This is a genomic window from Micromonospora sp. RTP1Z1, assembly GCF_033804685.1.
GTDB lineage: Bacteria > Actinomycetota > Actinomycetes > Mycobacteriales > Micromonosporaceae > Micromonospora.
This window is the reverse complement of record NZ_JAPFQV010000001.1, coordinates 24,134-49,687: the sequence shown is the minus strand read 5'-3', so window position 1 is coordinate 49,687 and position 25,554 is coordinate 24,134. Positions and strand designations below refer to the sequence as shown.

General features: G+C 70.7%; 24 protein-coding genes. 7 read left to right on the top strand and 17 right to left on the bottom strand.

What is annotated here, in order from left to right:
* Window positions 1-81: 81 nt before the first annotated feature.
* Together SLP03_RS00240 and SLP03_RS00235 are read right to left on the bottom strand one after the other, a co-directional pair.
* Window positions 82-1,719, bottom strand: coding sequence for an MFS transporter (locus tag SLP03_RS00240; protein WP_319458397.1), 1,638 nt, complete (start codon window positions 1,717-1,719; stop codon window positions 82-84).
* Complete coding sequence (locus tag SLP03_RS00235) at window positions 1,713-2,408, bottom strand: SDR family oxidoreductase (RefSeq protein ID WP_319458396.1); 696 nt, start codon at window positions 2,406-2,408, stop codon at window positions 1,713-1,715. The genes SLP03_RS00240 and SLP03_RS00235 overlap by 7 nt, the downstream gene beginning before the upstream one ends.
* Before the next feature lie 196 nt (window positions 2,409-2,604).
* Between SLP03_RS00235 and SLP03_RS00230 the strand changes: the two genes are divergently transcribed.
* The gene (locus tag SLP03_RS00230; protein WP_319458395.1) at window positions 2,605-2,760 is read left to right on the top strand and encodes a hypothetical protein; all 156 of its coding nucleotides are present in this window, start codon (window positions 2,605-2,607) and stop codon (window positions 2,758-2,760) included.
* 87 nt (window positions 2,761-2,847) lie between these two features.
* Here SLP03_RS00230 and SLP03_RS00225 read toward each other — a convergent pair whose 3' ends face one another.
* From SLP03_RS00225 to SLP03_RS00170, 12 genes are all read right to left on the bottom strand, one after another.
* Entirely contained in the window at window positions 2,848-3,528 is a 681-nt protein-coding gene (locus tag SLP03_RS00225) for a TcmI family type II polyketide cyclase (protein ID WP_319458394.1), read from the bottom strand.
* A gap of 78 nt (window positions 3,529-3,606) precedes the next feature.
* Window positions 3,607-4,833, bottom strand: a complete 1,227-nt coding sequence (locus SLP03_RS00220) for a cytochrome P450 (RefSeq protein WP_319458393.1) — start codon at window positions 4,831-4,833, stop codon at window positions 3,607-3,609.
* Window positions 4,830-5,132 carry a putative quinol monooxygenase gene (locus SLP03_RS00215; RefSeq protein ID WP_413644041.1) on the bottom strand — a complete coding sequence of 101 codons (303 nt, stop codon included), beginning with the start codon at window positions 5,130-5,132 and terminating at the stop codon, window positions 4,830-4,832. The genes SLP03_RS00220 and SLP03_RS00215 overlap by 4 nt, the downstream gene beginning before the upstream one ends.
* Window positions 5,133-5,146: 14 nt before the next feature.
* Window positions 5,147-7,429: an FAD-dependent monooxygenase gene (locus SLP03_RS00210; RefSeq protein WP_319458392.1), complete on the bottom strand. Its 2,283-nt coding sequence runs from the start codon at window positions 7,427-7,429 to the stop codon at window positions 5,147-5,149.
* Window positions 7,426-7,560, bottom strand: coding sequence for a hypothetical protein (locus SLP03_RS00205; protein ID WP_319458391.1), 135 nt, complete (start codon window positions 7,558-7,560; stop codon window positions 7,426-7,428). Before SLP03_RS00205 ends, SLP03_RS00210 begins: the two co-directional genes overlap by 4 nt.
* A 362-nt stretch (window positions 7,561-7,922) precedes the next feature.
* Window positions 7,923-8,645 carry a bacterial transcriptional activator domain-containing protein gene (locus SLP03_RS00200; RefSeq protein ID WP_319458627.1) on the bottom strand — a complete coding sequence of 241 codons (723 nt, stop codon included), beginning with the start codon at window positions 8,643-8,645 and terminating at the stop codon, window positions 7,923-7,925.
* A gap of 458 nt (window positions 8,646-9,103) precedes the next feature.
* On the bottom strand, window positions 9,104-10,282 hold the full coding sequence (locus SLP03_RS00195) for a glycoside hydrolase family 26 protein (RefSeq protein WP_319458390.1): 1,179 nt from the start codon (window positions 10,280-10,282) through the stop codon (window positions 9,104-9,106).
* Window positions 10,283-10,297: 15 nt separating this feature from the next.
* Window positions 10,298-10,501 (bottom strand): hypothetical protein, encoded by a 204-nt coding sequence (locus tag SLP03_RS00190; RefSeq protein WP_319458389.1) that lies wholly within the window; start codon window positions 10,499-10,501, stop codon window positions 10,298-10,300.
* Between the two features lie 175 nt (window positions 10,502-10,676).
* Entirely contained in the window at window positions 10,677-11,780 is a 1,104-nt protein-coding gene (locus SLP03_RS00185; RefSeq protein WP_319458388.1) for a glycoside hydrolase family 26 protein, read from the bottom strand.
* A 212-nt stretch (window positions 11,781-11,992) separates the two neighbouring features.
* Window positions 11,993-13,123: a glycoside hydrolase family 26 protein gene (locus SLP03_RS00180; protein WP_319458626.1), complete on the bottom strand. Its 1,131-nt coding sequence runs from the start codon at window positions 13,121-13,123 to the stop codon at window positions 11,993-11,995.
* Complete coding sequence (locus SLP03_RS00175; protein ID WP_319458387.1) at window positions 13,123-14,955, bottom strand: glycosyltransferase family 2 protein; 1,833 nt, start codon at window positions 14,953-14,955, stop codon at window positions 13,123-13,125. The genes SLP03_RS00180 and SLP03_RS00175 overlap by 1 nt, the downstream gene beginning before the upstream one ends.
* 201 nt (window positions 14,956-15,156) lie before the next feature.
* Complete coding sequence (locus SLP03_RS00170; protein WP_319458386.1) at window positions 15,157-16,677, bottom strand: glycosyltransferase family 39 protein; 1,521 nt, start codon at window positions 16,675-16,677, stop codon at window positions 15,157-15,159.
* 310 nt (window positions 16,678-16,987) lie between these two features.
* Between SLP03_RS00170 and SLP03_RS00165 the strand changes: the two genes are divergently transcribed.
* The 3 genes from SLP03_RS00165 (at window position 16,988) to SLP03_RS00155 (ending at window position 19,007) form a co-directional block, all read left to right on the top strand.
* Window positions 16,988-17,425, top strand: a complete 438-nt coding sequence (locus tag SLP03_RS00165) for an SRPBCC domain-containing protein (protein WP_319458385.1) — start codon at window positions 16,988-16,990, stop codon at window positions 17,423-17,425.
* Window positions 17,415-17,753, top strand: a complete 339-nt coding sequence (locus tag SLP03_RS00160; protein WP_319458384.1) for a metalloregulator ArsR/SmtB family transcription factor — start codon at window positions 17,415-17,417, stop codon at window positions 17,751-17,753. The genes SLP03_RS00165 and SLP03_RS00160 overlap by 11 nt, the downstream gene beginning before the upstream one ends.
* 204 nt (window positions 17,754-17,957) lie before the next feature.
* Window positions 17,958-19,007 carry a zinc-dependent alcohol dehydrogenase family protein gene (locus SLP03_RS00155; protein ID WP_319458383.1) on the top strand — a complete coding sequence of 350 codons (1,050 nt, stop codon included), beginning with the start codon at window positions 17,958-17,960 and terminating at the stop codon, window positions 19,005-19,007.
* Between the two features lie 669 nt (window positions 19,008-19,676).
* Here the strand turns inward: SLP03_RS00155 and SLP03_RS00150 are convergent.
* The 3 genes from SLP03_RS00150 to SLP03_RS00140 form a co-directional block, all read right to left on the bottom strand.
* Window positions 19,677-21,665 (bottom strand): transposase, encoded by a 1,989-nt coding sequence (locus SLP03_RS00150; protein WP_319458382.1) that lies wholly within the window; start codon window positions 21,663-21,665, stop codon window positions 19,677-19,679.
* Window positions 21,665-22,273 (bottom strand): IS607 family transposase, encoded by a 609-nt coding sequence (locus SLP03_RS00145; RefSeq protein ID WP_319458381.1) that lies wholly within the window; start codon window positions 22,271-22,273, stop codon window positions 21,665-21,667. Before SLP03_RS00145 ends, SLP03_RS00150 begins: the two co-directional genes overlap by 1 nt.
* A 408-nt stretch (window positions 22,274-22,681) precedes the next feature.
* Complete coding sequence (locus SLP03_RS00140; protein WP_319458380.1) at window positions 22,682-22,984, bottom strand: hypothetical protein; 303 nt, start codon at window positions 22,982-22,984, stop codon at window positions 22,682-22,684.
* A 203-nt stretch (window positions 22,985-23,187) separates the two neighbouring features.
* Between SLP03_RS00140 and SLP03_RS00135 the strand changes: the two genes are divergently transcribed.
* The 3 genes from SLP03_RS00135 to SLP03_RS00125 are packed head-to-tail and all read left to right on the top strand — an operon-like array spanning window position 23,188 to window position 25,507.
* Window positions 23,188-23,568 carry a BlaI/MecI/CopY family transcriptional regulator gene (locus tag SLP03_RS00135; protein WP_319458379.1) on the top strand — a complete coding sequence of 127 codons (381 nt, stop codon included), beginning with the start codon at window positions 23,188-23,190 and terminating at the stop codon, window positions 23,566-23,568.
* Window positions 23,565-24,518, top strand: a complete 954-nt coding sequence (locus SLP03_RS00130; RefSeq protein ID WP_319458378.1) for a M48 family metalloprotease — start codon at window positions 23,565-23,567, stop codon at window positions 24,516-24,518. Before SLP03_RS00135 ends, SLP03_RS00130 begins: the two co-directional genes overlap by 4 nt.
* A complete protein-coding gene (locus SLP03_RS00125) occupies window positions 24,515-25,507 on the top strand; it encodes an undecaprenyl-diphosphate phosphatase (protein ID WP_319458377.1) in 993 nt (330 codons plus the stop codon). Before SLP03_RS00130 ends, SLP03_RS00125 begins: the two co-directional genes overlap by 4 nt.
* Window positions 25,508-25,554: the final 47 nt, after the last annotated feature.

Genomic DNA, 25,554 nt, shown 5'->3' with positions numbered 1-25,554 from the left:
AGCCGGTGGCGGGCGCACCCGGCTGAGTAGGCGGTCAGCACCGTCGCGTCCGGCAGCGGCTCGACGACCTCGCGGAGGCGCTCACGCGCCCTGGTCAGGGCCGTCGGTCAGCGCCGGGCTGACGGCGGCCGGCAGCAGGTGGCGGACCTCCGGTTCGCCGTCGGCTAGTTGCCGGGCCCGGTCCTCGGCCTGCTGGTCGGCTTCCGTCAGCCGGCCCCCGTGCTGGCGCAGGTGCTCGTCCCAGGACGGCACCATGTAGACCTCCGCGAACCGGACCGGGGTCTCGCCCTCGCGGAACAGTCCCCACCGCATCGCCCCGGTACGCTGCCGCGACCCACGCACGTGCTCCATCGCGTCCAGGAACGCGCCCTCCCGCTCCGGCCGGACGGTGTAGGTCACCACCACCAGCACCGGGCCCACCCGGGGATCCGGTTGGAGCGCCAGTTCCAGGGGCGGCCGGTAGGCGGTCGGGTCCCGGTTCACCCCGCGCAGGTCGGGCAGCGGCCAGATCTGGGACGTCACCGCGCCGATCAGCATAAACGCGGCCGCCACGAAGAACGCGGGGACCAGCCCGGCGGTGTCGGCCACCACGCCCCAGCCGAACGCCCCCACGGCCTGCCCGCCGCCCTGGACCACCTGGTACACGGCCAGGCCGCGGGCGCGTACCCAGCCGGGCAGGAACAGCTGGATCTCGGCGTTGACGTTGGCGAGGACGGTCACCCAGGCCACCCCGGCCGGCAGCAGGGCGACCAGCACCACCGGGACGATCCGGACCGACGCCACCACGATCAGCGTCCCGCCGTAGAGCGCCCCGGCCACCAGCAGGAACTGGTTGGCCGACATCCAGGTCCGGATCTTCGGCAGCAGCAGGCCGCCGGTGATGGCGCCCACCCCGAGCGCGGCCAGCAGCAGGCCGTACCCGCTGGAGTTCATGCCGAGCCGGCGGGCGGCCACCAGCGGCAGCAACGCCCACAACGCGCTGGCCGGGATCACGAAGACCAGCGCGCGGCGCAGCAGCCGACGCACGATCGGCGAGTGCCGCACGTACCGGCCGCCGGCCCGCAGCGCGGCGGTGAACCGCTCGGGCACCTCGACGGCGCGGGCGTCGCCGGGCCGCCACCGGACCAGCGCCAACGCGAAGACCAGGAACGCCACCGCGTTGAGGGCGAAGACCGGGGCCACCCCGGTGCGGGCGATCAGTACGCCGGCCACGGCCGGTCCGACGGCCCGGGCCACGTTGACGCTGATCGAGCCCAGCGCCGAGGCCGACCGCAACTGGTCCCGGGGCACCAGCTCAGGGATCACCGACGCCCACGCCGGCAGGGTCAGGGCCTGCCCCACGCCGAAGGCGAAGGTGAGGGTGAGCAGCAACGCCGGCGGCATCCGGCCGGTCGCGGTGAGCACGGTGAGCGCCACCGCCACCGCGACCAGGAAGAGCTGCACCGAGATCAACAGGTGCCGGCGGTCGAAGGTGTCCGCGAGTGCGCCCGCCGGCAGGGCCAGCAGCAGCGTCGGCAGCAGGCTGGCGGTCTGCACCAGGGCGACCAGCGTCGAGGCGTTCGACTGATGGATCAGCAGCCACTGCGCGCCGACTGTCTGCATCCAGGTGCCGATGTTCGCGGCGAGCAGGGCCAGCCACAGGTTGCGGTAGACCGCCGTCCGCAACGGCGTCCACGCCGAGACCGTGACCTCGGCCGTGGCACCTCCGGGCGTCACCACCGCCCGTCCGCGCGCAGCACCCGCTCGCCGGAGACGTACAGGTCGTCCGGGGCGAGCAGCAGCAGCCGTACGACCTCCGCGGCGACCTGCTCGGGCTGGGCGTAGATCTCGTCCAGGAACTCGTCGCCGACCCGTTCCTGCAACCGGGTCGGCATCGGCCCGGGATGCAGTTGCATCACCTTGATCCGGTTGCTGTGCTGGGCCTCGGCCACCGACTCGACCAGGCTGCTGCCGTAGCTCTTGGTGGCCCGGTAGATCGGGATGCCCGGCCGGGGCTTCGTCACCGCCATCGCCCCGATGTACACCACGTTGCCGTGATCCTGTCGGTGCAGGTGGTACAGCGCCTCCCTGAGCACGTACGTGGCACCGAGCGCGTTGATCTCCACGGCCCGCCGGATCCGCTCCGGGGACAGGTCCGCCAGGTCACCGCCCGCCCACATCGAGGCGCACGCCGCCACCCCGTCGATCATGTCGTACAGGTCGACCACCTCGACGAACGCGTCCCGGACCTGCTCATATGAGGAGACGTCGCAGACCGTGCCGGCGCAGCCCAGGTCGTCGGCCACCGCAGCGACCTCGTCCGGCACGTCGCCGAAGACGGCGACCTGGTGCTCGTCGACGAGCAGGCGGGCCACCGCCAGACCGAGGCCGCTGGTGCCGCCGACCACCACGAAGGTTCTGGCGCCCATGTCCCTCCCGCCCACCGGCTGCCCAACGGCCCTTCCTTCCCGCTGTCGGCGCTTCCACACGTCATGCCCACGGGACGGCGTGTTCGGCCGGGCGGGTCACACCGCAGTGTCCGGTTACTGATCGCGGTCGCCCGAACGCGCACATATGGTGACCGCCGAAGGTCCGCAGCGAGCCCAGCCGGGAGGCACGATCGGCATGACCCTGACCACCTGGGCGTACGCGGGCGGCGGCGAGACGGAGGACGACCTCGTCCGGCTGGCGCACCAGCGCCACGAGGTCGGTGGGCCGCGGGGCGTCCAGCAGTTGGGCGCGCACCGCGATCGGCCGCGCCTCCGACGATCGAGTCGGTGAACCGCCTGGGTCGTGGCTAACGAGTCGCGTCCCGATCTCACACGCCCGTTCCGCCCGCACGCCGAGATCGGCCGTCAGCCGTTTCCGTCAGTCGTCGGCTCGCCAGCGGTAGAACTCGTTGGCCACCGCGTCGTCCGGGCCGTGCCAGGTGTCCGGGTTGTACGGGCTGATGAACGAGCTGAGGTCGTCCATGATCTTGGCGAAGGCCGGCTGGTCGTGGTCGTCCCCCGTGCCGGCGGCCAACGCCGCGTCGGTGCGCTCCAGCAGATGCACGTAGACGTCGTCGATCGAGTACAGCCAGCGCCCGGTGACGCCCAGCTCGACCGGCAGCGGCCCGGCGTCCGATTCGGCGAAGACACGCGCGACGTTGGGCTCGGCGCCGGGCTTGATGTGTCCGACGATGACGGTGAGGTTCCTGCCGGCCGATTCCGGCGCCGGTGCCGAACTCTCGGCCGGCACCCAGCGGTAGAACTCCTTGGCGACCGAGTCGGACGGGTTCTGCCAGTTCCTCGGGTACGGCGTCACGTACGGCGCGATGGCTTCGGCGATCTTCTGGAACGCGGGCAGTCCGCGGGTCTGACCCGACACCCTCGGGTCCTCCCTGCGTTCGATCACGTGGAGGTAGAGGTCGTCGAGCGACAGCAGCCTTCGCCCGATCACCCCGAGGTCCTGCGGTCGGGTCGTCTTGTCGTAGTAACCGAAGACATCGCCGACGATGTCCTCACTGCCAGGAACCATGTGACAGACGATCACGTTTCGGAAGACCATGACTGCTCCTCGGGTGAGTGGGCGTTGACTGAGTGGACGTCGATCTCTTGTGGTGGATCGGAGAGACTGTCGGGCGGGTCAGGCGTTGAAGCGGACCGGAAGCTCCAGCAGGCCACGGAACGGCGACGCCGCCGGCAGCCGGCGCAGCTCGGCGACCGGCACCCCGAGCCGTAGCTCCGGCAGCCGGCGCAGCAGCGCCCCGATGCCGATCTGTGCCTCCATCCGGGCCAGCGAGACCCCCAGGCAGTAGTGGACGCCGTGGCCGAAGCCGATGTGCGGGCCGCGCTCGCGGCAGAGGTCCAGCCGGTCCGGGTCGGCGAAGTGCTCCGGGTCGTGGTTCGCCGCGTTGATCACCACGCCGACGATCGACCCGCGCGGGATGTGCACGCCCTGATACTCGACGTCCTCGGCGGCGATCCTGGGGCTGGCCACCGGCAACGGGCCGTCGAACCGGAGCAGCTCCTCGATCGCCGCGGGCAGCAGTTCCGGCTTGCCGCGCAGCAACTCGAGTTGGTCCGGGTTGGTCAGCAGCGCCACGGTCGCGTTGCCGATGAAGTCCGCGGTGGTCTGGTGCCCGGCGAACAGCAGCAGGAACGAGGTGGTGACGAGCTCCGGTTCGGAGAGCTTCCCGTCGTGGTCGCAGGCCTCGATCAGCGCGCTGATCATGTCGTCGGCGGGGTGTGCGCGCTTGGCCTGCACCAGGTCGGCGAAGTAGTGGTGCAGCCGTAGCTGGGCCTCCTGCACGGCCGCCCGGTCTTCCTGGGGACTACGGCCGGACGACCCGGACGTCCTGATCACCTGGGTCCAGTCGAGGACCCGCTCGTGGTCGGCCTCCGGTATCCCGAGCAGCTCGCTGATCACCTTCATGGGCAGCGGGATCGCGAAGTCGTGCATCAGCTCGGACTGGCCCTGCGGGATGATCTTGTCGAGCAGGTCGTCCACGATCTGCGCCACCCGGGGCCGCAGCGCCTCGATCCGGCGAGGCGCGAACGCCTGTGACACGATCCGGCGCAGCCTGGTGTGCTCCGGCGGGTCCGAGTTGAGCATGTTCTTGTTCAACCCCTCGGAGTTCGGCCCGAAGATCCGGAGGTAGTGCTGGTCGGGGCCGTAGAGATCCTTGGAGAGCCTGGGGTCGGTCAGCGCCGCCTTGGCGTCGTCGAAGCGGGTGATCAGGTAGGAGTCGAACCGCGGCGAACTGACCGGGCAGACGGGTGCGTCCCCCCGCAGCCGCGCGAAGGTGGGATAGGGGTCGGCGGCGAACTCGTCGGTGTACAGCTCCGACGCGGGTACGGCATCATCGGTCATCGCGACTCCTCGGGCTCGCTCCGCACGGTGTGCAGAACCTGGTAGGTGTGCCGTTGCGCGGATTCGCGAAGCTCACGGATCATGCGCAGCAGCCGGTCACGGTGTTCGCTGCGGCCGAAGGCGTCCAACCGCTCGCGGTCCGCCCAGTCGCTGATGATCAGGTAGCTGCGCGGGTCCTCGGCATCGCGGACAAGGTCCTGGTGCAGGCAACCGTCCAGCGTGCGGATCTCTTCAGCCGCCGAGAGCCACTCCGCTTCGAACCGTTCCTCACAGCCTTCCCGGGTACGCATCGCGAGCACGGTGCGTACGGTCGTCATCGCGCGCCTCCGAACACCAGCTGCAGGTTCTTGCTGAGCGCGTCGGCGTCGATCGGCTGGCTACGGAACCCGACATGCCCGTCCGGGCGGACCAGGTACAGGGCGGTGCCGGTGAGGCCGTACGCGGCGCGGAACTCGCCCTCGCCGTCCCGCACCATCGGTGGATCGAGCAGCCGCGGCGCCCGGGCATCCGGGCTGAGCAGCAGGTACACGTCGATCTGCCCGGACGTCTGCCGGCGGACGTCGGCGCACAGTGTCCCCACGGCGGTCAGGGCCGCCTCGTCGGCCGACGCGTCCGCGTAGACCAGCAACGTGTGCCTGGCGCCGCGGGTCAGTTCGTGCAGGCGCAGCGGATGCCCGACGCCGCGCCGGCGCAGGCCGCCGACATCGGGTGCGCGGTCGCCGGGCCCGGGACCGTTTCGCAGGGCGTCGGGAGCGGACAGGGACTCGCCGACGAGCGGGCTGTCCGCGTAGCTGAGCAACATGGACATCTCTTGCAGGAACTGCCGTTTCAGGTCTTCGCGGTCCAGCTCGTCGGTGAAGGCCATCCGCACCGCGCGCCCCACGATCTCCTCGCCTTCCGGGCGCCGTTCGGTCTCGTAGCTGTCCAGCAGCCCGGGCGCGGCGATCCCCCGCACCGCCAGCGCCAGCTTCCACGCCAGGTTCCAGGCGTCCTGGATCCCGGTGTTCATGCCCTGGCCGCCCGCGGGCGGGTGCAGGTGCGCCGCGTCGCCAGCCACGAACACCCGGCCGTCGCCGTACCGGTCCACGATCCCGTGACTGATCCGGAACACCGACGACCAGCGCAGGTTCGACGCGCGGGTGCCGGGCGGGGCCAGTTGGTCGATCGCGGCCTGGACGTCGGCGAGGGTCGGTTCGGCGAGTTCCTCGCTGAACCCGGGCGGGGCGTCCTGCCCGCCGGTCTGCGCGAAGAACCGGGGCGGCGCCAGCGTCGCGATCCGGTACCGGGACTCGCCGCGCAACGGGACGCATACCAGCATGCCGTCCATCCGGCCGTCGGTCTCGTGCATGAACCGGAGCAGGTGGCCCTCCGGCATGTCCCAGTCCACGTCCACGTCGCCGAGCATGAACAGCTGCGGGAACCGGCCCAGTCCACCCGAGAACGTCAACCCGAGCAGCTCGCGGACCCTGCTGTGCGCGCCGTCGCAGCCGACCAGGTACTTCGCGCGCACCGTCTCCTCGGCCCCGCCGGCGGTCGCGAGCGTGGCCAGCACGCCGTCGCCGTCCTGGGTGAACGCGATCAGCTCGGCACCGCGTTGCGGGCGCACGCCGAGCGTGGCCAGCCGTTCGGTTAGGATGCGTTCGGTCTCGTACTGGGGCAGGCCCAGGTGCGCGTACGGCAGCTCCGGCAGCTCCCAGCTCATCCGGTGGGTCTCCGCACCGTTGACGAACACCATGTTTCCGGTCAGCCAGATCCCGGCGTCCATCGCGTCCCGCACGATGCCCTGGTCCGCCCAGATCTCCATGGTGCGGCAGTGGATGCCGATCGCCTTGTCGGCCTGCCCGGGCGGGGTGGCCAGCTTCTCGATCACCCGGCACTCGATGCCGCGCCGGGCCAGCTCGACGGCGACGGTCAGCCCGGTGGGCCCCGCTCCGACGATGAGTACGTCCGTTGTCGTGTGCACGTCGATCTCCCTGCCCGTACTCGGTTCTCGCCTGCTGTCGGGATGGGCCGCGCTGCGGAAGAGGCGGCGCCGGAAGTCGCGGAGCAGAAACGGCGCGATCGGTCCGGCCTCCTCCTGCGCGTGTGCCGGGTTGCCGATCCAGCGGAAGAACTCCGCGTCGGTGGCCCACTCGGCGAAGATGTGGAAGATGTCCGAGCCGGGCTGGCGCAGCAGGTCCTCGCGCAGATAGCCGGGCACCCCCGCCATCCGCGCCCTGACCTCGGCGTACCCGCGTTCGAACTCGGCGAGCCGGGAGGCCGGCACGGTGACCTCGACGTCCACGAAGGCGGTCGACCCCGCGCCGCCGGGATCGCGCATCACCAGGTAGCTCTCCGGCGCGGACCTCTCGCACAGCGGTCGGACGGCGTCGGCGAAGCGCGCGGCGACCGGTCCGTTCTCGTAGTCGCGCAGCGCGGACTCGTCGGTCCACTCGGTGACGATGACGAACGAACGCGGGTCGTTGGCGTCGAGCAGCAGATCCTGCAGAAGGTTGCCGGCCAGCCCGCTGATCTGCCCGGCGACCGTCCGCCACGCGGATTCCACGGCGGGTGCGACGCCCGGGCGCGCGCGTATCCGAAGCATCGTCCTGATCATGGCTTCTCCTTCGACGACCTGCGGAGGACGATCGGGCTGATGAACCCGCCGTGGCCGCGCGCACCGGCCAGGAAGACGTCGACAGCCATCCGGCAGGACTCGCGAACGACGAGCAGCAGGGTGCGGATCATCACGGACCTCCTTCCTGATTCCCGCGGAAGTTCTTGCTCCTTGTGCCAGCAAGGTCCCGACCGCTGGCGTCCGGACCACGACGACGTCGTGCTGCGACCCTGCCGGACGTCGCGTCACCCGGCCGTCATCGGAGATCGGTGCCGGGTCCGCGGCCGTTGACGCCGGGGGGACGGGGCCCCGGCACACTGGTGGCTGCGACGACGCGGCGACCGCCGGCGTCGACGGGAGCGGGTCCGCCGTCCCCCAGGGGCACGCAGGGTGGCCCGGCCGCCTGGGTCCACGAAAGCGGGCGGCCCGCGACACGCGGGTCCGGGCGGGTCGGGGGCGACCCAGGACGGACCGAGCCCTCGGCCGGGCCCCACTAGGCGGGCGCGTGGATCGGCGCGAGCACGTCGTTGATCAGCGCACACATCGCCGTGGAGGGCGCCAGCTGCAGCTCGCGCAGCAGTAGATCCCGATAGGCGAAGAAGGCGTGCAACGCCTCGTACGCGTTGCCCTCCGCCAGGTGCGTCTCGACCACCAGCCGGTGCGGCGTCTCCCGCAGCGGATCGACCGCCATCGCCTCGAGCGCGGCCTGCAACGCCTCGCCGTGCTCGCCGGCGCGCAGGTGTGCCCGGGCCAGCTCGTCGAGCAGGTGCAGCCGCAACCCTCTGAGCCGTTCCCGCTCCAACAGCACCCAGTCGTCGTACCAGCCGGGCAGCAGGTCGTGGCGTCCGGCGGTGAGGATCGCCGCCGCCGGCCGCGGGTCGCCGCCCTGGCTCACCCGGGCGGCGACCCGGGCCAGCTCGTCGACATCCAGGTCGACCACCGGGTGCAGCCGGACCGTGTCGCCGAGAGTGATCACCGGGCAGGACGGGTCTCGGCGCAGCCGCCACAGGGCCGTCCGCAACGACGACAGGGCACGCTCCTCCGACACCTCCGGCCACAGCAGGCCGGCCAGTTGGGTACGGGTGGCACCCGGGCGCAGGCCGATCAGGGCGATGGTGCGTTGCAGCCCGCGCGGCACCACCACCGGCCGCCTGCCGTGCAGCAGCCGAAAGCCGCCGAGCAGCAGGAGTCGGACCGTCGGCTCCACGTCGGAGATTGGCTGTATTCGCCTGCCACCTGTCACGGACAACCGCGTGCGCTGATCAGCGGTCACGATCGAACCCCCTGCACCGGGACCCTGGTCGGTGAGATCCGCGCCTGCCCGAGTGGCCGGTCCGCGACTCCGCTGTCGTGGCGAACCGCGGGCGTCCTCACCGGACCACTCGCCTAGCTGGGAGTCTGTGGGACCGGCGTCACCCCAGCGTCACCGCGCGCCAAAATCTGTGAGCCTCCTGTGACGGTCCGTTGACCCCCACTGTGGGGCGAAGCGAGCGATCGGGTTGGTCAGCGTGCCGGCCAGCTGCAGGCTGGTGGCCGGGTCGGCGAGGTCGGCATCGAGGGCTTGGTCCTACCCGGGCGCTCATCGGAGCTGAGGGATCAGGAAGCGGTCACGCTGGCACCCGTCCTGCCGGCGGGATCGGCGTCGGCCGGGGACGGCGGCAGGGCATGGGACGCCTAATCCTTGAGCTCGGTGCGCGGGAGCATGGCCGGCGGCCAGGTGACCTGGTAGCGAGGGGCGGCGACCCCCTTGGCGAAGGCCTTTGCCACGGCCGGTGAGCTCACGATGCGCCAGTCCAGCTCCTTGTCCACCTCGAACCAGATGAGGCCGATGATGTCCTTGTGTCTGGACAGCATCTGGAAGGTCTGCTTGATCCATTCGGCCTTCCGCCCGTTGGCGTCGGAGGCACCGGTCTCGGTGATGACCATCGGTTTGCTGGTGAAGGTGCGGATTTCGGTGATGGTGGGCTTGAAGATCTCGTCGAAGGACCGGTAGTTCGAAAAAGCCCCCGTGCCGTAGTAGCCCGTGGCGCCCACCCAGTCGACGTAGTCGTCGCCGGGGTAGAGCCCGGCGAGGTTCGCGGTCGTCGTACTCCATCTGGCATTCGGGCTCCACACCCAGATCACGTTGGAGACCCCGGCGGCCCGGAACAGGTCGTGTACGTGGCGCCACGCCTTGACGTACTCGCCCGGCCTGTTGGCGTTGGTCGCCTCGGACCACGGATACCAGTCACCGTTCATCTCGTGCGCGAACCGGATGGCCACCGGGTAGCCGAGCGACTTGATCCCTTCCGCCCAGGAGCGCAGGTAGGGGTCGAAGTCCCCGCGTGTGATGTGGGACAACCGGTAGGCAGGTTGGTTGGACCGAATCTTGTCGATCTTGCGGGCGGGCAGCTTCTCCTTGCGGGCCGCCTGGTCCACCTTGTAGTTCCATGGTTCCCAGCCCAGCATCGGCAGCATGCCCCGGCCACGGATCCGGTCGAAGAGCGTCCGGTCGAACTTGTCGGACGCCCACCCCGAGCTGAAGAGCATCACCTGCGGCTGGTGTTTCGCGGCCGCCGTGAACATGTTCGTCGCGGTGAAGTCGTGCGGGCCCTTCTCGGTCATCACACCGATGAACGCCTTGCCGGCCGGCGGGAAGAGTTCCGCAGCCGGTCGGGGCGGCGCGGCCGGTGCAGCCGTTGCCACCGCCTTGGCTTCGGCCGTCACCGCCGCACCCGACTCGGCCTTCGCAAGCCGGTCGGACGGGCCATCCTCCCGGCCCCCAGACGTGGTGGTCGGTGCGATGGCGAACGCGCCGATAAACAGCAACGCGCCGATCAGCACCATCAGGACCCGCGGAACGGTCAACCTCATCATTACAGAACCCCCTCAGCCGCCACCCGTGACTTCGGCGGGCGGCGTTCCTCGCTCTCGGACGGCCAGCAGCCCCGCGGCGACCCCGGCGGGGGTGTCGTACAGCTTCCGGCCCTGCAGAGCGAGCGCGCCGGCCGCCACCGCCGTGCCGACGATCGAGGGGAACCGCAGCACGAGCGTGGACTCGCCGAAGGCCGTGGTCCAGCACCGCATCGCCACGTAGACACCGGCGCAGCGGGTCCGCTCACCGGGAGGTCGCCTGGCACCGGCGTCGCAGTCACCGTCGTACCCGGGCGCTCACCCGGGTTCAAGGATGGGAAGGTCATCACGTTGACATCCCACCTGACCGGGTGGTCGGCATCGGTCGGGGACGACGGCCAGGGCAACGGCATGCCTACTTCTCCAGTTCCTTCCGCGGGAGCACGGACGGCGACCAGCTGAAGTCGTAACGAGGGGCGGCGGCCCCCTGGGCGAAGGCCTTCGCCACGGCGGGGGAGCTCACGATGCGCCAGTCCAGCTCCTTGTCCACCTCGAACCAGATGAGGCCGATGATGTCCTTGTAGCGCGGCAGTACCCGGAACGTCTCCGTGATCCATTCGGCCTTGCGCCCCTTGGCGTCGGAGGCACCGGTCTCGGTGATGACCATCGGTTTGCTGGTGAACGTGCGGATCTCGGTGATGGTGGGGCCGACGATCTCATCGAAGGACCTGTAGTCCGTATAGACCCCGATGCCGTAGTAGCCCGAGAGGCCCACCCAGTCGACGTAGCCATCGCCGGGGTAGAGCCCGGAGAGTTTCGGCGCCGAGTCGTCCCATCTGGCATTCGGACTCCACACCCAGATCACGTTGGTGGCCCCGGCCGCCCGGAAAACATCATGTACGTGCCGCCACGCCTTGACGTACTCGCCCGGCCTGTTGGCGTTGCTCGCCTCGGACCACGGATACCAGTCACCGTTCATCTCGTGCGCTAACCGGATGCCCACCGGGTAGCCGAGTGACTTGATCCCTTCGGCCCAGGACCGCAGGTAGGGGTCGAAGTCCCCGCCCGTGATGCGGGACAACCGGTAGTTCGGTTGATTGGACCTAATCCTGTCGATCTCGCGGGTGGGCAAACCCTTCTTTCGGGCCGCTTCGTCCAATTTGTTGTCCCATGGTTCCCAGGCCAGCACCGGCAGCATGCCCCGGCCGCTGATCCGGTCGAAGAGCGTCCGGTCGAATGTGTCGGACGCCCACCACGAACTGAAAAGCATCACCTGCGGCTGGTGTTTCGCGGCCGCCGTGAACGTGTCCAGCGCCGCGAAGTCGTGCGGGCCCTTGTCGGTCATCACACCGATGAACGCCTTGCCGGCCGGCGGGAAGAGTTCCGCAGCCGGCCGGGGCGGTGGACCCGGCTCGGCCTTCGCAAGCCGGTCGGACTGGCCGTCCTCCCGGCCCCCAAACGTGGTGGTCGGTGCCATGGCGACCGCGTAGGTCAGCAGCAGCGCGCCGATCAGCACCATCAGGATCCGCGGAACGGTCAACCTCATCATTGCAGAACCTCCTCAGCCGCCACCCGTGACTTCGGCGGGTGGCGTTCCTCGCTGCCGGCGCGAGCGACCGGCTCGGTCTGATCTGGCCGGGCGTGACCTGAGTGGACAGCCCGGCTCCAGGTCGCCCGTCCTGCCGGTGCGGTCGTCGACATCGGTCGGGAACGAGGCAGGGCACGGGACATCTAATTCTCCAGTTTCGTGCGCAGGAGCATGTCCGGCGACCAGGTGACCTGGTAGCGAGGGGCGGCGACCGCCCCGGCGAAGGCCGTGGCCACGGCCGGGGAGCTCACGATGCGCCAGTCGAGTTCCTTGTTCACCTCGAACCAGATCAGCCCGATGATGTCCGGGTAACTGCGCAGTGTCTGGAACGCCTCCTTGATCCATTGGGCCTTCCGCCCGTTGTGGTCGGAAGCACCGGCCTCGGTGATGACCATCGGCTCCTTGCTGAAGGTGCGGATCTCGGTGATGGTCTTCTTGAAGATCTCGTCGAAGGAGAGGTACTGGGCGAAGTCCCACTTGCCGTAGTAGCCCGTAACGCCGAGCCAGTCCACGTAATCGTCGCCCGGGTAGTAAGTGGAGAGCTTGGGGGTCAAGTCGGTATACCTGACGTTCGCGCTCCACACCCAGGTGACGTTCGTGACCCCGGCCGTCCTGAACACATCGTGTACGTGGCGCCAGGCTTTCACGTAGTCACCCGGCTGGTTGCCGTTGACCAGCTCGCACCACGGGTACCAGTAGCCGTTCATCTCGTGGGCGAACCGGATGGCCACCGGGTAGCCGAGTGACTTGATCCCTTCAGCCCAGGACCGCACGTAGCTGTCGAAATCTCCGCCCGCTATGCGGGACAGCCGGTAGCGAGGTTGATCCGACCGGATCCTGTCGATCTCGGCGGCGGTCAGCTTCTGCTTCCGAGCCCCTTGATCCAGCTGGTAGTCCCATGGTTCCCAGCCCAGCATCGGCATCATGCCGCGGTCACGAATCCGGTCGAAGAGGGTCCGGTCGAACGTTGCGGACGCCCAACCCTCGCTGAAGAGCATGACCTGCGGCTGGTGCTTGGCGGCCGCCGTGAACCCGTCCACCGGCTTGAAGTCGTGGGGGCCCTTGTCGGTCATGATACCGATGAACGTCTTTCCCGCTGGCGGGAAGAGTTCTCGAGGTCGGGGCGACGCACTGGGTTGGGCGGGCGCCTTTGCTTCGGCCGTTACCGCCCTGCCCCGGCCCTCGGACGTGGTGGCGGGCGCTATGGCGAAGGCATAGGTCAGCAGCAGTGCGCCGGTCAACACCATCATGACCCGCGGAACGCTCAACCTCATCATTGCAGAACCCCCTCAGCCGGTACCCGTGACTTCGGCGGGTGGCGCTCCTCGGTTGCAGCGGCGCGAGCGGCGGGCTCGGCCGTGTCGTCGTGCTGCTCACGGTTGGCCCGGATGTTCGAGACGAGCGCGATCAGTGGCGGACCGAGACCGGTCAGGAGGGTCAGGACCGGCCACACCCGGAGCAGGGGAAAGCTGTTGTCCAGCACGAAACTCGCGCCGAGCAGGCCAGCCGCGAAGGCCGCCCACCAGAAGTGCAGACGGAAGGTGCCGAGCGACTCGATGGTGCGCAGCTTCCCCTTGGCCGTCACCACGAACCCGAGCTTGCGTCGCAGCAACGCACCGACGCCGGCGGCCACGTAGATCGGCCCGGCGAACAGCGCCAGCGCCATGCCGACCATGCCGATCTCTTCCCGTTCGTGTGGCGCGATGTTGAAGCGGCGGAGCCAGAGCCACAGCAGGAACCAGGTGCCGATGGTCGAGCCCCACAGCACCGACCACACGGTGGCGTCGAGCTGGCTCGAACTCACGCCGGTGAGCAGGTACAGGGCCGTGGCGAGGTTGCCCAGCAACAGGCTGACCGCGACGCTCGGGTAGTAGAACTGGAGCAGGCGGTAGTGCCAGCGCCGTCGTGACCCCAGTTCGCGCGGCGCGCGCAGCTCGGGGCGTACCAGGATCTCGCAGATGCCGGCCGCCCAGCGCTTCTGCTGATTGAAGTAGTCCGCCCACGACGTCGGGCCTTCGCCGATGGCCACCACGTCCGGCGTGTAGACGCCCTTCCACTGGTTGCCCGTCTGCGGGTTGACCGCGGCGTGGATCCGGATGCTGGTCAGGTGGTCCTCGATGATCGAATCCTGGTAGCCGCCGATGGTCCGCCAGGCCGACGGTCGGTAGAGGTGGCCGGTGCCGGTGAGCAGCGGCGCGTCCAGACCGTTTCCGCCCCGGGCGATGAGCCCGTTGTAGAGGTACTGCTGGACCGAGGCGCCGTGCGCGACGAAGTTCTGGTGCATGTTGCCGTAGACCTGCGGCGTCACCACGAAGGCGACGTCCGGGTCGCGGAAGTAGCCGAGCGTCCGTTCGAGGAAGTTCGGCAACGGCACGTGGTCCGGATCGACGTTGGCCACCACGTCGTACTGGTGCTCGTGTTCGGCCCGCCAGGCGTTGTGGTTGCCCGACTTCGTCCGGGCGCGGAACTCGCCGCTCGGCTGGTTGTACCGCGGTTGGTCCTTGCGGCTGAAGTGATGCACCCCGAGCCGCGCGGCAATCTCCCGCACCGCCGGGTCGTCACCCTCGTCGAGGATCCAGACATCGACCCGGCCGCAGTACACGATCTCCCGCAGCCTGCGCAGGGTCCGCTCGACGACGTCGAGCGGCTCCTTGCTGGGCACGATCGTGGTGAGCAGGGCCACCCGCAGGCCGACCGGAGGATCGACCGGGACCGGGTCCTTGGCGTGGAACGCGAACACCCAGACGACCACGTTCTGCGCGAGGCGGATCAGCTCGACGCCGACGACCACGCAGAAGCCGATCCGGGCCGCGATCGTCTCCCAGCCGCCGAGGCCCATCACGCCCGATCCGGGCACGTGCTGAGGCAGCAGCAGCCAACCGAGGAACAACAGCCCGGCCGCGCTGTTGACCAGGACGAGCAGCGTCAGGACCAGCCGTGCCGCGGGCGAGGCGACATGGCGGAACTCGACCGCCGCCTGCGGGTGCCGCGGCGCGACCAGGGGTCCGGCGGTCGCCCCGCATTTCGCGTACGCGAGACGAGCCCGGATGTTGCGTTGACGGCGATCGGGGCTCTGACCGCGTGGCGGCTGAGCCGAGGTGACCACCGGAGGTTCGCCGCTGGACGTCCCCTCCGTTGTGGCTCGAGACAGGCGTGTATCGGCTATGACGCCCACGTTGCTCCCAAGTGTCTGAGTGGTTGCCACTCGACTGTGGCTGATCCTAAGCGTGCGATAATGGCCAAAAGGTGTGGCTTGCTCGAATCACCGCAAAGGCGACGGCGATCCGGTTCCGGGCTGAGTCACCGGTCAGAGATCCGTCCGCTCGTTCACCAGCAGAGCCAGCGTGAGCCCCGTCGGCTGCCAGACCTGCGCCACCCGATACCTCGTTCGCAGCAGCCCCTCCTTCGCGCCACCGATGCCATGCACCGGGTCGGTCCGCTCACCGAGTCGGATCACCCACAGTCGCCGCGCGCCCTGCAGGCACCTGGCGACATCGGCACATTCGGCGACCGGGAGTCGACCGTCGACGCGTTGTGGACCGGCGGCGAGCACGTCTCTCGGCCGACGGTCGGCGGGAAGATAGTGCGCAACCACGTTCCGGCCGACCCATCCACCGCCCGCGTCGGTCGAGCCGTAGACGACACCGTCGCCGGGTTGCAGCCGAGGTTCGATGATCTCCGCGAGCTGACGGGTGGCCTGCCGATGTCCATCAGGTTCCCGGACGGCAAGCTGTGCCGGTGCAGCGAACAAGGCGACTGCCGCCAGCACAGCCGCGGACCATCGAGCGCCAGTCCGGGCGAGGGCGACCGCGCCGAGCGTCGCCCAGGCCGGAAGCGTGAAGAGCAGGCCCTGCGGCAGCCAGATCGGCGCCGCCTGCGCGATGAGCAGCAGCACGAGCGGCGGCACCACCGCCCAGGCGGTGTAGAGGGCAGCGGAGTGCCGCAGCGGGAGGCTGAACAGCGCAAGCGTGAGCAGCACGGCCCCCAGTGCGGCGACGCCGAACAGTTCCCCGGGGGTCGCGGCCAGCACCTTCAGGCTCGGATGCGAAGCCTGCGCGATCCGCCCGCCGTGGGCCGTGGTGAGCCAGAGCAGCGCGGCCGCGGGTAGCGCGCCCATCAGCGCGGCGACCAGCCATCGGACGGCCCCATGGCGCCGGAAGGCGAACACGGCCCAGCCGTGGCCGACGAGCAACAGCAACGCGACGACGTTGCACAAGCCCAGAACCACCACCGCCCCGCCGTAGCCGGCGAAGCGCCAGAACGTCGGCCGGTCGATGGCCGCCACCAGGAGCGAGGTGGCGAGCACCGCAGCGAGCAGGGTCAACGCGTACGGCTGGGCCTCCTGCGCGTACCGCGTCGAGGTCGGCAGCAGCGCGAAGATCAGGCCGGCCAGGACGCCGGTGCCCGGCGCGAACATCCGGGCCGCCAGCGCTCCGACGAACGCTGCCGCAGCGGTCATGGCCAGGAGGGAAGGTGCGCGCAGGGCAAGGTCGGAGGTGCCGAAGACGTCCGCCCACGCGCGCATCAGCAGGTGGTAGGGCGTGGCGGTGACATCGCCGCCGCGGAGCATCGACCAGTTGTCCCGCCAGGACGACGCGGCCCTGCCCCAGGTCGCGAGTTCCTCCGTCCGCAGCCCGGGTACGCCGGCCCGGACCACGCTGAGCGCGCCCATCAGAAGCGCCGGCACCAGCCAAGCGGCGACCCGCCACCGGGCAGTGTCAGTCGCCGGGCGGCCGGGCACGGCGCCGTGCTCTTCTCCCCAGGGGTCCTCAACGCCGATCTCCGCCGGCCCGAGCCGGGGTAGGACCATGGTTTCCGCGTCCATCATCGTGTCTCACGCATCTCCGTGGGCTCCGGCGATCGAGGCCCGGAGCCGCCCCACGGCGACGCCAGACCGGTGTCCTCATGGTGTGCGGACCGAGCAGCTCAGACCGCGCCAGGAATCCTGGGTCGAGTACTGATGTCCTCTTCGAGAATATTGAGGAAGCTTCGACCGAGTGCCGGATGCCACAAAAGATGTGAAACAGGCATTAGTGCCGCAAAGCCGACGCTACCGGTGGTATTCGCCGGGCGATTGACGCAACCAAAGAGTTGCTATACGTTGAATCGCAACCAACTGGTTGCGATAGGAGCTGATCATGCCCATCCCCAACACGATCACCCGCACCCTCGACCTCGCGCACCCGCAGGAGAAGGTCTGGGCCGCCCTCACCACCCTCGACGGCATCACCGGCTGGTTCGGCAGCGACGCCGACGGGGAGATGACTCCCGGCCACGACGTGCGCATGCGCTGGGAGCAGTACGACGACGGGAAGAGGACCCTCGCGATCAAGGTGGTCGACCCGATGTCGGTGTTCGCCTTCAGCTGGGGGATCTCCGGTGCCCCCGAGGGCGATCCGCGCCAGACCTACGTCGAGTTCGCCCTCGAGCCGACCGCGTCCGGCACCCGGCTCACCGTCACCGAGAGCGGCTTCGCCCAGCTCCCGGACGAGTGGTTGGAGCCCAGCTACCAGGGCAACGTCCAGGGCTGGCGGTCGGAGCTCGACGAGCTCGTGGCGTACCTCGATGCCGCCTGATCCTGAGGAGGTGGCGACCGGCGTCTTCACGGCGCTGGCCGACCCCAACCGTCGGGCGATCCTCGCCTCGCTGGCCGAGCACGGACCGAGCACCGCGACCGATCTGTCCCGCCGGTTGTCGATCACCCGGCAGGGCATCGCCAAACACCTCGCGCTGCTCGCCGACGCGGGCCTGGTGACCAGCGACGCCGGCGGCGGGCGACGGGTGCTCTACCGGCACCGGTCGGAACCGATCAAGGTCGCGCAGTCCTACCTGGCCGCGCTCGCCGCAGACTGGGACGGCTCGCTCGACCGGTTGTCGGCCTTCCTGGCCGACCCACCCCGCTGACCGGCGCGGTCAGGCCCACGGGCGGAACGCCTCGATCAGCGCGGCGGTCCCGAACTCGCCCCGACCGCGATCGGTCCGGCCGTCGAGCAGTCGACACACCAGCCGGCCGGGCCGACACGCGCTGGACACCCCCGGCGGCGCATGCCGCAGGTCCGGCTGGGGTGGGTGCGCTGGATCGGGCCGTGGCATGTGAGGATGCGGCGCATGCGTGCCGTGATCTACGACGAGTTCGGTGTCCGACCCGAGGTCCGCGAGGTCCCGGACCCGGCGCCGCAGCCCGGGGGCGCGGTCATCCGGGTCGAGGCGACCGGGTTGTGCCGCAGCGACTGGCACGGTTGGCAGGGGCACGATGCCGACATCCGCCCGCCACACGTCCCCGGCCACGAGTACGCCGGCGTCGTCACGGCGGTCGGCGCCGGCGTACGCGGCTGGCGGCCCGGCGACCGGGTCACCGCGCCCTTCGTCTGCGCGTGTGGGCAGTGCTCGGCCTGCCTCGCGGGCGACCAGCAGGTCTGCGAGCGGCAGACGCAGCCCGGCTTCACCCACTGGGGCTCGTTCGCCGAGTACGTGGCGGTGCAGAACGCCGACGTCAACCTGGTCCGGCTCCCCGACGAACTGGACCACCCGGCCGCGGCGGCGCTCGGCTGCCGCTTCGCCACCGCGTTCCGGGCCGTGGTCAGCCAGGGGCGGGTCGCCGCGGGCGAGTGGGTGGCGGTGCACGGGTGCGGCGGAGTGGGGCTCTCCGCGGTGATGATCGCGGCGGCCTGCGGCGCCCAGGTGGTGGCGGTCGATGTCGCCCCCGGCGCGCTCGAGCTGGCCAAGAGCTGCGGGGCCACGGTCTGTCTGGACGGGAGTGCCCTCACCGGTCCCGGCGCGGTGGCCGCGGCCGTACGGGAGGCGACCGGCGGCGGCGCCCACCTGTCGCTCGACGCGCTGGGCAGTCACGCCACCTGCACCGCCTCCATCGAAAGCCTGCGGCGGCGCGGATGGCACGTGCAGGTCGTACTCCTGCCCGCCGCCCAGGGCCGCCCCACTCTGCCGATGGACCTCGTGATCGCGTTCGAGCTGGAGCTGCGGGGCAGTCACGGCATGGCCGCGCACGCCTACCCGGAGCTGCTCCGGCTGGTCAGCGCCGGCGTACTGCGCCCCGCCCAGCTGGTCACCCGCACCATCGGCCTCGCCGAGGTACCCGACGCGCTGGCCACGATGGATCGGCCCGCTCCCGGCGGAATGTGCCTCATCCGCCCCCGGTGACCAGGCGCCGCAGCAGCGACCACCCGGCTGCCGGTGCCGCGCGCTGCACACCGACCGGTGCCGCGGACAACGCTCTCCGAGTGGGATGCGCTGCTGCATCGATGACCGCGGAGCGGTTTGGCGACGGCAGCGGTTTCCGGGCCCCGCAGCGTGACGGTATCTAGTGTCGGCCGGTCTCGTCAGCCGTTCCGGGGCCGGTGTCCCCGGACACGAACGGGGTGCGCAGGCGGGTCATCGTGGCTGCGCTCACGTCTGCGGCCTGCCCGCGGTCGCGGTCGGCATCGCCTTCTCGCTCTGAGCCGAAGGGATTCAAGGCGGGCGGCGTCATCTCTGCCAAAACGCACTCCAGGATGGACAGGGCAGCGCACAACGGATTCATCGGCAGCTGCAAATCGGGGCGGGGAGCGGGCGGCTGGGCTGGGCCAGCGGCCAGAGGTCATCGCATACCCGCTTCGACAGCCTACCGCTCGCACGCCCCTCTGCAGGCGGTGAGGTGTGACCGGGCGATGGACCATCGCGCCACACCGCACAGCGGGCATCGGATTGGGATGGGGCAGTTGTGGGGCAAGCCCGAAGGAAGAGCCCCGGTCCTTCATGCTGCGGCCACCGACCGGCCACGCGGCGGCCACCGGTGCGGGGTGGCAGGCGGCACGGAGCGTCTCTGGTTTCCTATGCGATCCTCGGCGAGCCGGACATCCGGCTGGCGCTGCCGTCCTGGTCGGTTACGGGGGTGGCGTGCACGTGGCGGTGGAAGCCGCGGCCGAGGGCTGCCCCGCGGACCCGGTGAGGGTGTCGCGGAGCGGTGGTGGGAACCGTGTGCGGCACCTGGCTGACCGGCCTTGACGGGTTGGTCTCCTGGGGTGTCCGTCCCGCCGGACGCTGACCGGCAGATCCCGATGGGGCGTCTGCCGGGGCGGGAACCTGCCGTCGCAAGGGCAGCAGGCGTGAGGTCTTGACCGTTGCAGGTCGGGTCTGCTTCGGGGTGGGTACGGTTTTGCGCCGATCCCGCACCGGCGGGATCGTGGCGGTTCGGGTTGGTCGACGCGTCCGGTGACGGACCGGTGTATCGGTGACTGTCCGGATCGCGGTGTTGCCGTTACGGCCGCGGCGGGTGTTGGCCTGGTTGGCTAGGCCCCGGGCGGCGATCCGTTGCGCCGCGGCGTGGTCACGGTCCATCGACAGGCCGCACGGGCAGGTGGCCCACCGGTACCCGGCGACGCTCCGCTGCGGCGTTTTGACGTGCTTGACCGCACCGCCGCAGCGGGGACAGCCGGACGAGGTACCACGCGCCGGCACAGTGACGACTGCGGTATCTACTTTCGCGGCGAGGTGGGCGATGGCGGTGAACACGGTCCCGCGCACCGCACCAGACAGTCGCCGGTTGAGGCTGCGTGACCCACCACGCCCCTCCAGCGTGGCGAGGTCCTCGACGTAGATGACGGTGCCGCCGACCGCGGTCGCGTGGTCGACGAGCCACCGCGCCGCCGACCAGGCAAGAGCCTTGTTGAGATGCCGGATCCGGGCGCACACCGCCGAGTGCTCGGCCTCCAGGAGGACAAGCTTCGCAGTCAGTGCCGCCTCGGCTGGGGCGTAGGCAGGCCGGCCGTCACGCAGCCGCGTCAATTGGTCAACTTTGGTGTTGAGGTGTTCGCGGTGGCGGCGTAGCCGCACCAGTTTCGCCGACACGCCGGTCGCGTCGAACCGCAACGGGCGGCCCTGCACCACCACCGAGCCGTCCTGGTCGAGGTCGGCCACGGTCGCGGTCAGCAGGGTGTTCACACCCCAATCGACACCAAGCGCCCGAGTGTGGCCGTCCAACGGCGGCCGAGTGCTCGGGGTCTGCCAGGGCAGGTCAACGCGAACCTTGCCATCGCGGGGCCGCAACGTCGGGCTACACACCTTTACCTCGGCTGGCACGATCGCCGGCAGCACCACCTCGAAGGCATGCCACCCCCAGTCGCGGTACGAGGCCGGGGCCGCGCACACCGGAAGCTGCGACCACACCCGCACCCTGCTGTCGTCGACCCGGTCAACGACGACCTGTTGCCGGTCGGCCGCAGCGAGGCTCACCTGCCGAGCCACAGCCGGCGGACCCTCCAACTCGCACAGGTCCGCCGGCAGCCGACCATGCACGCCGATGTATCCGGTGATCTGCCGCGTGCGGTTGCGGACCGTCGCGCTATCGGTTCCTTCGGGTAGCGCCGCCCGCAACGCCGACCATTCCTCACCGGTACGGGCGGACGGATCGGCCGGCCACGTCGCCAGCAGCGCGGCAACGGTCCCACGACGGTGGCACGCCAGACGCAGAACGCGGGCCGCTTCTTCCTCGGCGATCCGACGAACCCGGTCCGACACCACCACCCCCGCCGGCGGCACCGCACCCCAGCCGAGCCGGCGCAGCGCCATCCACCCGTTGCCCGGCAGACGCCTCCCATCAGGGCCGACCCCACCGGCAAGCTCCGCAAGGTCAGCATCCGACCAACGCGCAACGATCACCTCGTCGGCCATGCCCCGAACCAGGTCCGCCAGCCACCCGACCCGTTCGGCGAGCATCCGCCCCGTCACGGGCGCCTGCACGCCCGGCGCGTCGGGCTTACCGCCGCACACCGCCCGGTACGCGGTGCAGGTCGCGGTCGACGTCAGCCAGGAACCAGCCACTACCCCACGCCTTTACCCGCGGCCGCCAGCAGTCGCCGCTTGGCCTCACGGGACCGCAGGCCGTACATCCGGCCGGCGAACGTGGCGACCAGAGACATGAAGTCGTCCACCAGTTCCTCGACCCCACCGGCCGAACCCTTCGCGTGCAGCACCTCGACAGTCACCCCGTCACGGGCGAGCAGAGCGGTCAACCACGCCGTGCCGAACCGGGCCAGCCGGTCGCGGTGGGTCACTCTCACCACAGTGAACTCGCCCGCCGCCGCACCCTTCAACACCCGGGCAAGTCCCGGCCGGTTCTCCCGCAGCCCAGACGCCTTGTCCTTGAACACGCCCACCACCTCGGCGGCAGCAGTAGCCCGCAGTTCCGCCTCTTGGGCCACCAGCGACGTCTCCTGGCCAGTCGTACCCGACACCCGTACATACAACGCCTCACGGCGCGGCCGTTCCACCTCAACCCGTCCGACGAACGCATCGAGCAACGCAGAGTCGAACCGACGCTCCCGACCAACCCACGTCACCGCAACCCGTCCCTCATCCGCCCACCTGCGAAGGGTCACAGGATGGACACCGATGTACTCAGCGGCCGGACCCAGGCGCAGCAACGACATGATCAAGAAAGTACCACACAGGTTCGCTAAGCTAATCAGCCAACAGTTGCACACCCTACGACATCGCGCTGATCGGCGACATGCCGTACGGCGACACGAGCCGGGCTCAGGTCCCCCGGGTCATCGCCGCCATCAACGCGCACCGAGTGGCCTTCACCGCGTTCGACGGCGACATCAAGAACGGCAAGGAGCGCTGCGACCAGCCCATCTATGACGCCGCCGTAACCAGCTTCAACTCGTTCCACAGCCCCTGGTGTACGTGCCAGGCGACAACGAGTGGACCGATTGCGACCGGGCCAACAACGGCTCGTACGACCCGAACGAGCGGCTGGCGCTGATCCGCCGGACGTTCGCCGCCGCTCCGAGGTCGTTCGGTGAGCGGAGCCTGGAGCTGACCCGGCCGGCCGGCTACCCCGAGAACGTGCGCTGGCAGTACGGCCCGGTGACGTACCTCGGTATGAACGTGACCGGCAGCGACAACAACGCGCCGCAGTTCGACGCCACCGGCAAGCAGATCGACGGCGACGCGGCCGAGTACAGCGCCCGCAACGCCGCCAACCTGGACTGGCTGGACCAGGGCTTCGCGGCGGCGAAGGCGGCGAAGGCGGCGAAGGCGTCGGCGGTCCTGATCGTCATCCAGGCCGACATGTGGTCGGCCGGCGACCCGACCACCCACTTCGCCGACCTCAAGACCCGGCTGGCCCAGCTCACCCGGGTGAGACCTTGGCAGCGACCAGAACCACTGGGTGAGCGCGTCCGTGGACGCCCGGGATTCGAACATCTTCACGTTCCACCAGCACATCGTGGCGGCGAACGTCCCCACGTACGTCAAGCCCTGACGTCGCGTCCTCGCCGTCCCGGGCTCATCTACTACATACTTGGTAGTAGAGTGCCAGGACGGCGAGGAGACGTTCATGGACGACAGACGGCGGCCCCGCGGCGGCCTGGAGCAGCAGGTGCTCGCCGCGCTCGCCGGCGCGCCCGAACCACTGACCCCTGCCCAGGTACGCGACCGGCTCGACGGCGACCTGGCCTACACCACGGTGATGACCGTACTGGCCCGGCTGACCGCCAAGGGCGTCCTCACCCGGGTACGCACCGGCCGGGCGTACGCGTACCGCCCGGCCGGCGACGAGGCCGAGCTGACCGCGCGCCGGATGCGCCGCCTGCTGGACGCCGGCGGCGACCGGACGGCCGTGCTCACCCGGTTCGTCGGCGACCTCTCCGCCGACGACGAGCAGCTGCTCGTCGACCTGCTGACCGCCGCCGAATCCTCCGACGAGCAGGACGGATGATCACCGCCGTCCTGGTCGCCGCCACCGCCTGGCTGCTCAGCGCCGGCTGCGCGCCGGCCCTGGCCCGGCGGCTGCCGCCGGCCACGGCGGCCCGCCTGCTCACCGCGACCGGTGCCGCCGTCGCCGGCGGCGGCATCGGGCTCGCCCTGCTGGTCGCGCTCCCCTGGTTCGCCCAGCTCCCGGCGCTGGTCACCCTCGGCCCCTGGTCCGGCGCGGCGCTGCGGGCCGGCGAGCCGGCGCCGGGCCCCGTGGCGGTCGCGCTGGCCGCCGCGGCGCTCGTCGGCGCCGCGCACGCCGACCTCCTCGCGGTCCGCCGGATCCGGGCCATGGCCGCGGTACGGCGGGCCTGCGCCGACCTGCCCCGCGCCGACCGGCTCGCCGTGCTGGCATCCGATCGGCCGGAGGCGTTCAGCACCCCGCCCCCGGCCGGGCGGGTGGTGCTCAGCAGCGGGCTGTTCGACCGCCTCTCCCCGGACGAACTGCGCGTGGTGCTGGCCCACGAGGAGTCCCACCTGCGGCACGGTCACGCCTGGTACGTGCTGGCCGCCGAGCTCGCCGCCGCCGCGAACCCGCTGCTGCGCCCGATCGCCCGATCGGTACGGGACACGGTGGAGCGGTGGGCTGACGAGGACGCCGCCCGGGCGGTGGCCGACCGCCGGCTGGCCGCCCGCGCGCTGGCGCGTACCGCCCTGCTCACCCGCACCGCGGCGACCCCCGTGGCCACCCTCGCCGGCGCGGACCGGGGCGTACCGGGGCGGGTGGCCGCGCTGCTCGGCGCGGCCCCCCGGCGCCGGCTGCTGCCCGCCCTCGTGCTGTCCGCGCTGCTGCTGGTCGGCCTGGCCGCCGCCGGCCTGGTGGAACGGCGCACCGACGCCGTGCTCGACCACGCCCACCTGACGGTCTCGGCCGTCCCGCCGATACCGCCGGACGTCCTGGAAGGAAGCAGATGAGTCACGGCCTGACCTACCCGGAGGCGATCGTCATCGGCGCCCTGCAGGGGGTGACCGAGCTGTTCCCGGTGTCCAGCCTCGGACACAGCGTGATCCTGCCGGCGCTGATCGGCGGCCGCTGGGCACGCGACCTGGACGTGTCGACGCCGGAGTCGCCGTACCTGGCGTTCGTCGTCGGGCTGCACGTGGCCACCGCGTTGGCCCTGCTGGTCTTCTTCTGGCGGGACTGGGTACGCATCATCCGCGGTTTCGTCTCATCGGTACGGCACCGCCGGGTCGCCGGCCCGGACGAGCGTCTTGCCTGGATGATCATTTTGGCTACCATCCCCGTGGGGTTGGCCGGCCTGCTGCTGGAGCACACGTTCCGTACGGTCCTCGGCCGGCCGGCGCCGGCCGCGGTGTTCCTGATGCTCAACGGGCTGCTGCTGCTCGGCGCCGAACGGCTGCGGCGGCGGGCCGCGACGGCGGAGCCGATCGGCGCGCGGGCCGGGGATCCGGTGCCGGTGCTGGTGGGCCCGGAGGACAACGGCGCGGTGTTCGCCTCGTCGGTTGCGGGTGGCCCCGCCGGTACGCAGGTCGCCGTCGACCTGGCCTCCGATCGCCGCCTGGCGGCCGGCAGCATGGGCGGCGCGGTGCTGATCGGCACCGCGCAGATCCTCGCCCTGCTGCCCGGGATCAGCCGCTCCGGCGCGACGATGGCCGCCGGGCTGCTGCGCGGACTCACCCACGAGGACGCCGCCCGGTTCTCCTTCCTGCTGGCCACCCCGGTGATCCTGGCCGCCGGGGTGCTCAAGCTCCCGGACCTCTTCGGAGACCTCGGCGCCGGCATCCGCGGGCAGGTGCTGGTCGGCAGCGTCGCGGCCGGGCTCTCCGCCTACGCCGCGGTGAAGTTCCTGACCCGGTACTTCGAGACCCGCACCCTCACCCCGTTCGCCATCTACTGCCTTGTCGCGGGGCTCGTCAGTCTGGTCTGGCTGAGCGTGGCCTGAGCGGACCCGCTTCGACGGCGGGTCACCCGCGCCGGGTTGCGGTTCAT

Coding starts and splice junctions, on each gene's coding strand:
- SLP03_RS00205 (WP_319458391.1), bottom strand. CDS start 7,560: ATGATCCGCACCCTGCTGCTCGTCGTTCGCGAGTCCTGCCGGATGGCT.
- SLP03_RS00130 (WP_319458378.1), top strand. CDS start 23,565: ATGATCACCGCCGTCCTGGTCGCCGCCACCGCCTGGCTGCTCAGCGCC.
- SLP03_RS00135 (WP_319458379.1), top strand. CDS start 23,188: ATGGACGACAGACGGCGGCCCCGCGGCGGCCTGGAGCAGCAGGTGCTC.
- SLP03_RS00155 (WP_319458383.1), top strand. CDS start 17,958: ATGCGTGCCGTGATCTACGACGAGTTCGGTGTCCGACCCGAGGTCCGC.
- SLP03_RS00185 (WP_319458388.1), bottom strand. CDS start 11,780: ATGGTGCTGATCGGCGCGCTGCTGCTGACCTACGCGGTCGCCATGGCA.
- SLP03_RS00230 (WP_319458395.1), top strand. CDS start 2,605: ATGACCCTGACCACCTGGGCGTACGCGGGCGGCGGCGAGACGGAGGAC.
- SLP03_RS00235 (WP_319458396.1), bottom strand. CDS start 2,408: ATGGGCGCCAGAACCTTCGTGGTGGTCGGCGGCACCAGCGGCCTCGGT.
- SLP03_RS00145 (WP_319458381.1), bottom strand. CDS start 22,273: ATGTCGTTGCTGCGCCTGGGTCCGGCCGCTGAGTACATCGGTGTCCAT.
- SLP03_RS00220 (WP_319458393.1), bottom strand. CDS start 4,833: ATGACCGATGATGCCGTACCCGCGTCGGAGCTGTACACCGACGAGTTC.
- SLP03_RS00160 (WP_319458384.1), top strand. CDS start 17,415: ATGCCGCCTGATCCTGAGGAGGTGGCGACCGGCGTCTTCACGGCGCTG.
- SLP03_RS00165 (WP_319458385.1), top strand. CDS start 16,988: ATGCCCATCCCCAACACGATCACCCGCACCCTCGACCTCGCGCACCCG.
- SLP03_RS00170 (WP_319458386.1), bottom strand. CDS start 16,677: ATGATGGACGCGGAAACCATGGTCCTACCCCGGCTCGGGCCGGCGGAG.
- SLP03_RS00225 (WP_319458394.1), bottom strand. CDS start 3,528: ATGGTCTTCCGAAACGTGATCGTCTGTCACATGGTTCCTGGCAGTGAG.
- SLP03_RS00180 (WP_319458626.1), bottom strand. CDS start 13,123: ATGAGGTTGAGCGTTCCGCGGGTCATGATGGTGTTGACCGGCGCACTG.
- SLP03_RS00195 (WP_319458390.1), bottom strand. CDS start 10,282: ATGAGGTTGACCGTTCCGCGGGTCCTGATGGTGCTGATCGGCGCGTTG.
- SLP03_RS00210 (WP_319458392.1), bottom strand. CDS start 7,429: ATGATCAGGACGATGCTTCGGATACGCGCGCGCCCGGGCGTCGCACCC.
- SLP03_RS00125 (WP_319458377.1), top strand. CDS start 24,515: ATGAGTCACGGCCTGACCTACCCGGAGGCGATCGTCATCGGCGCCCTG.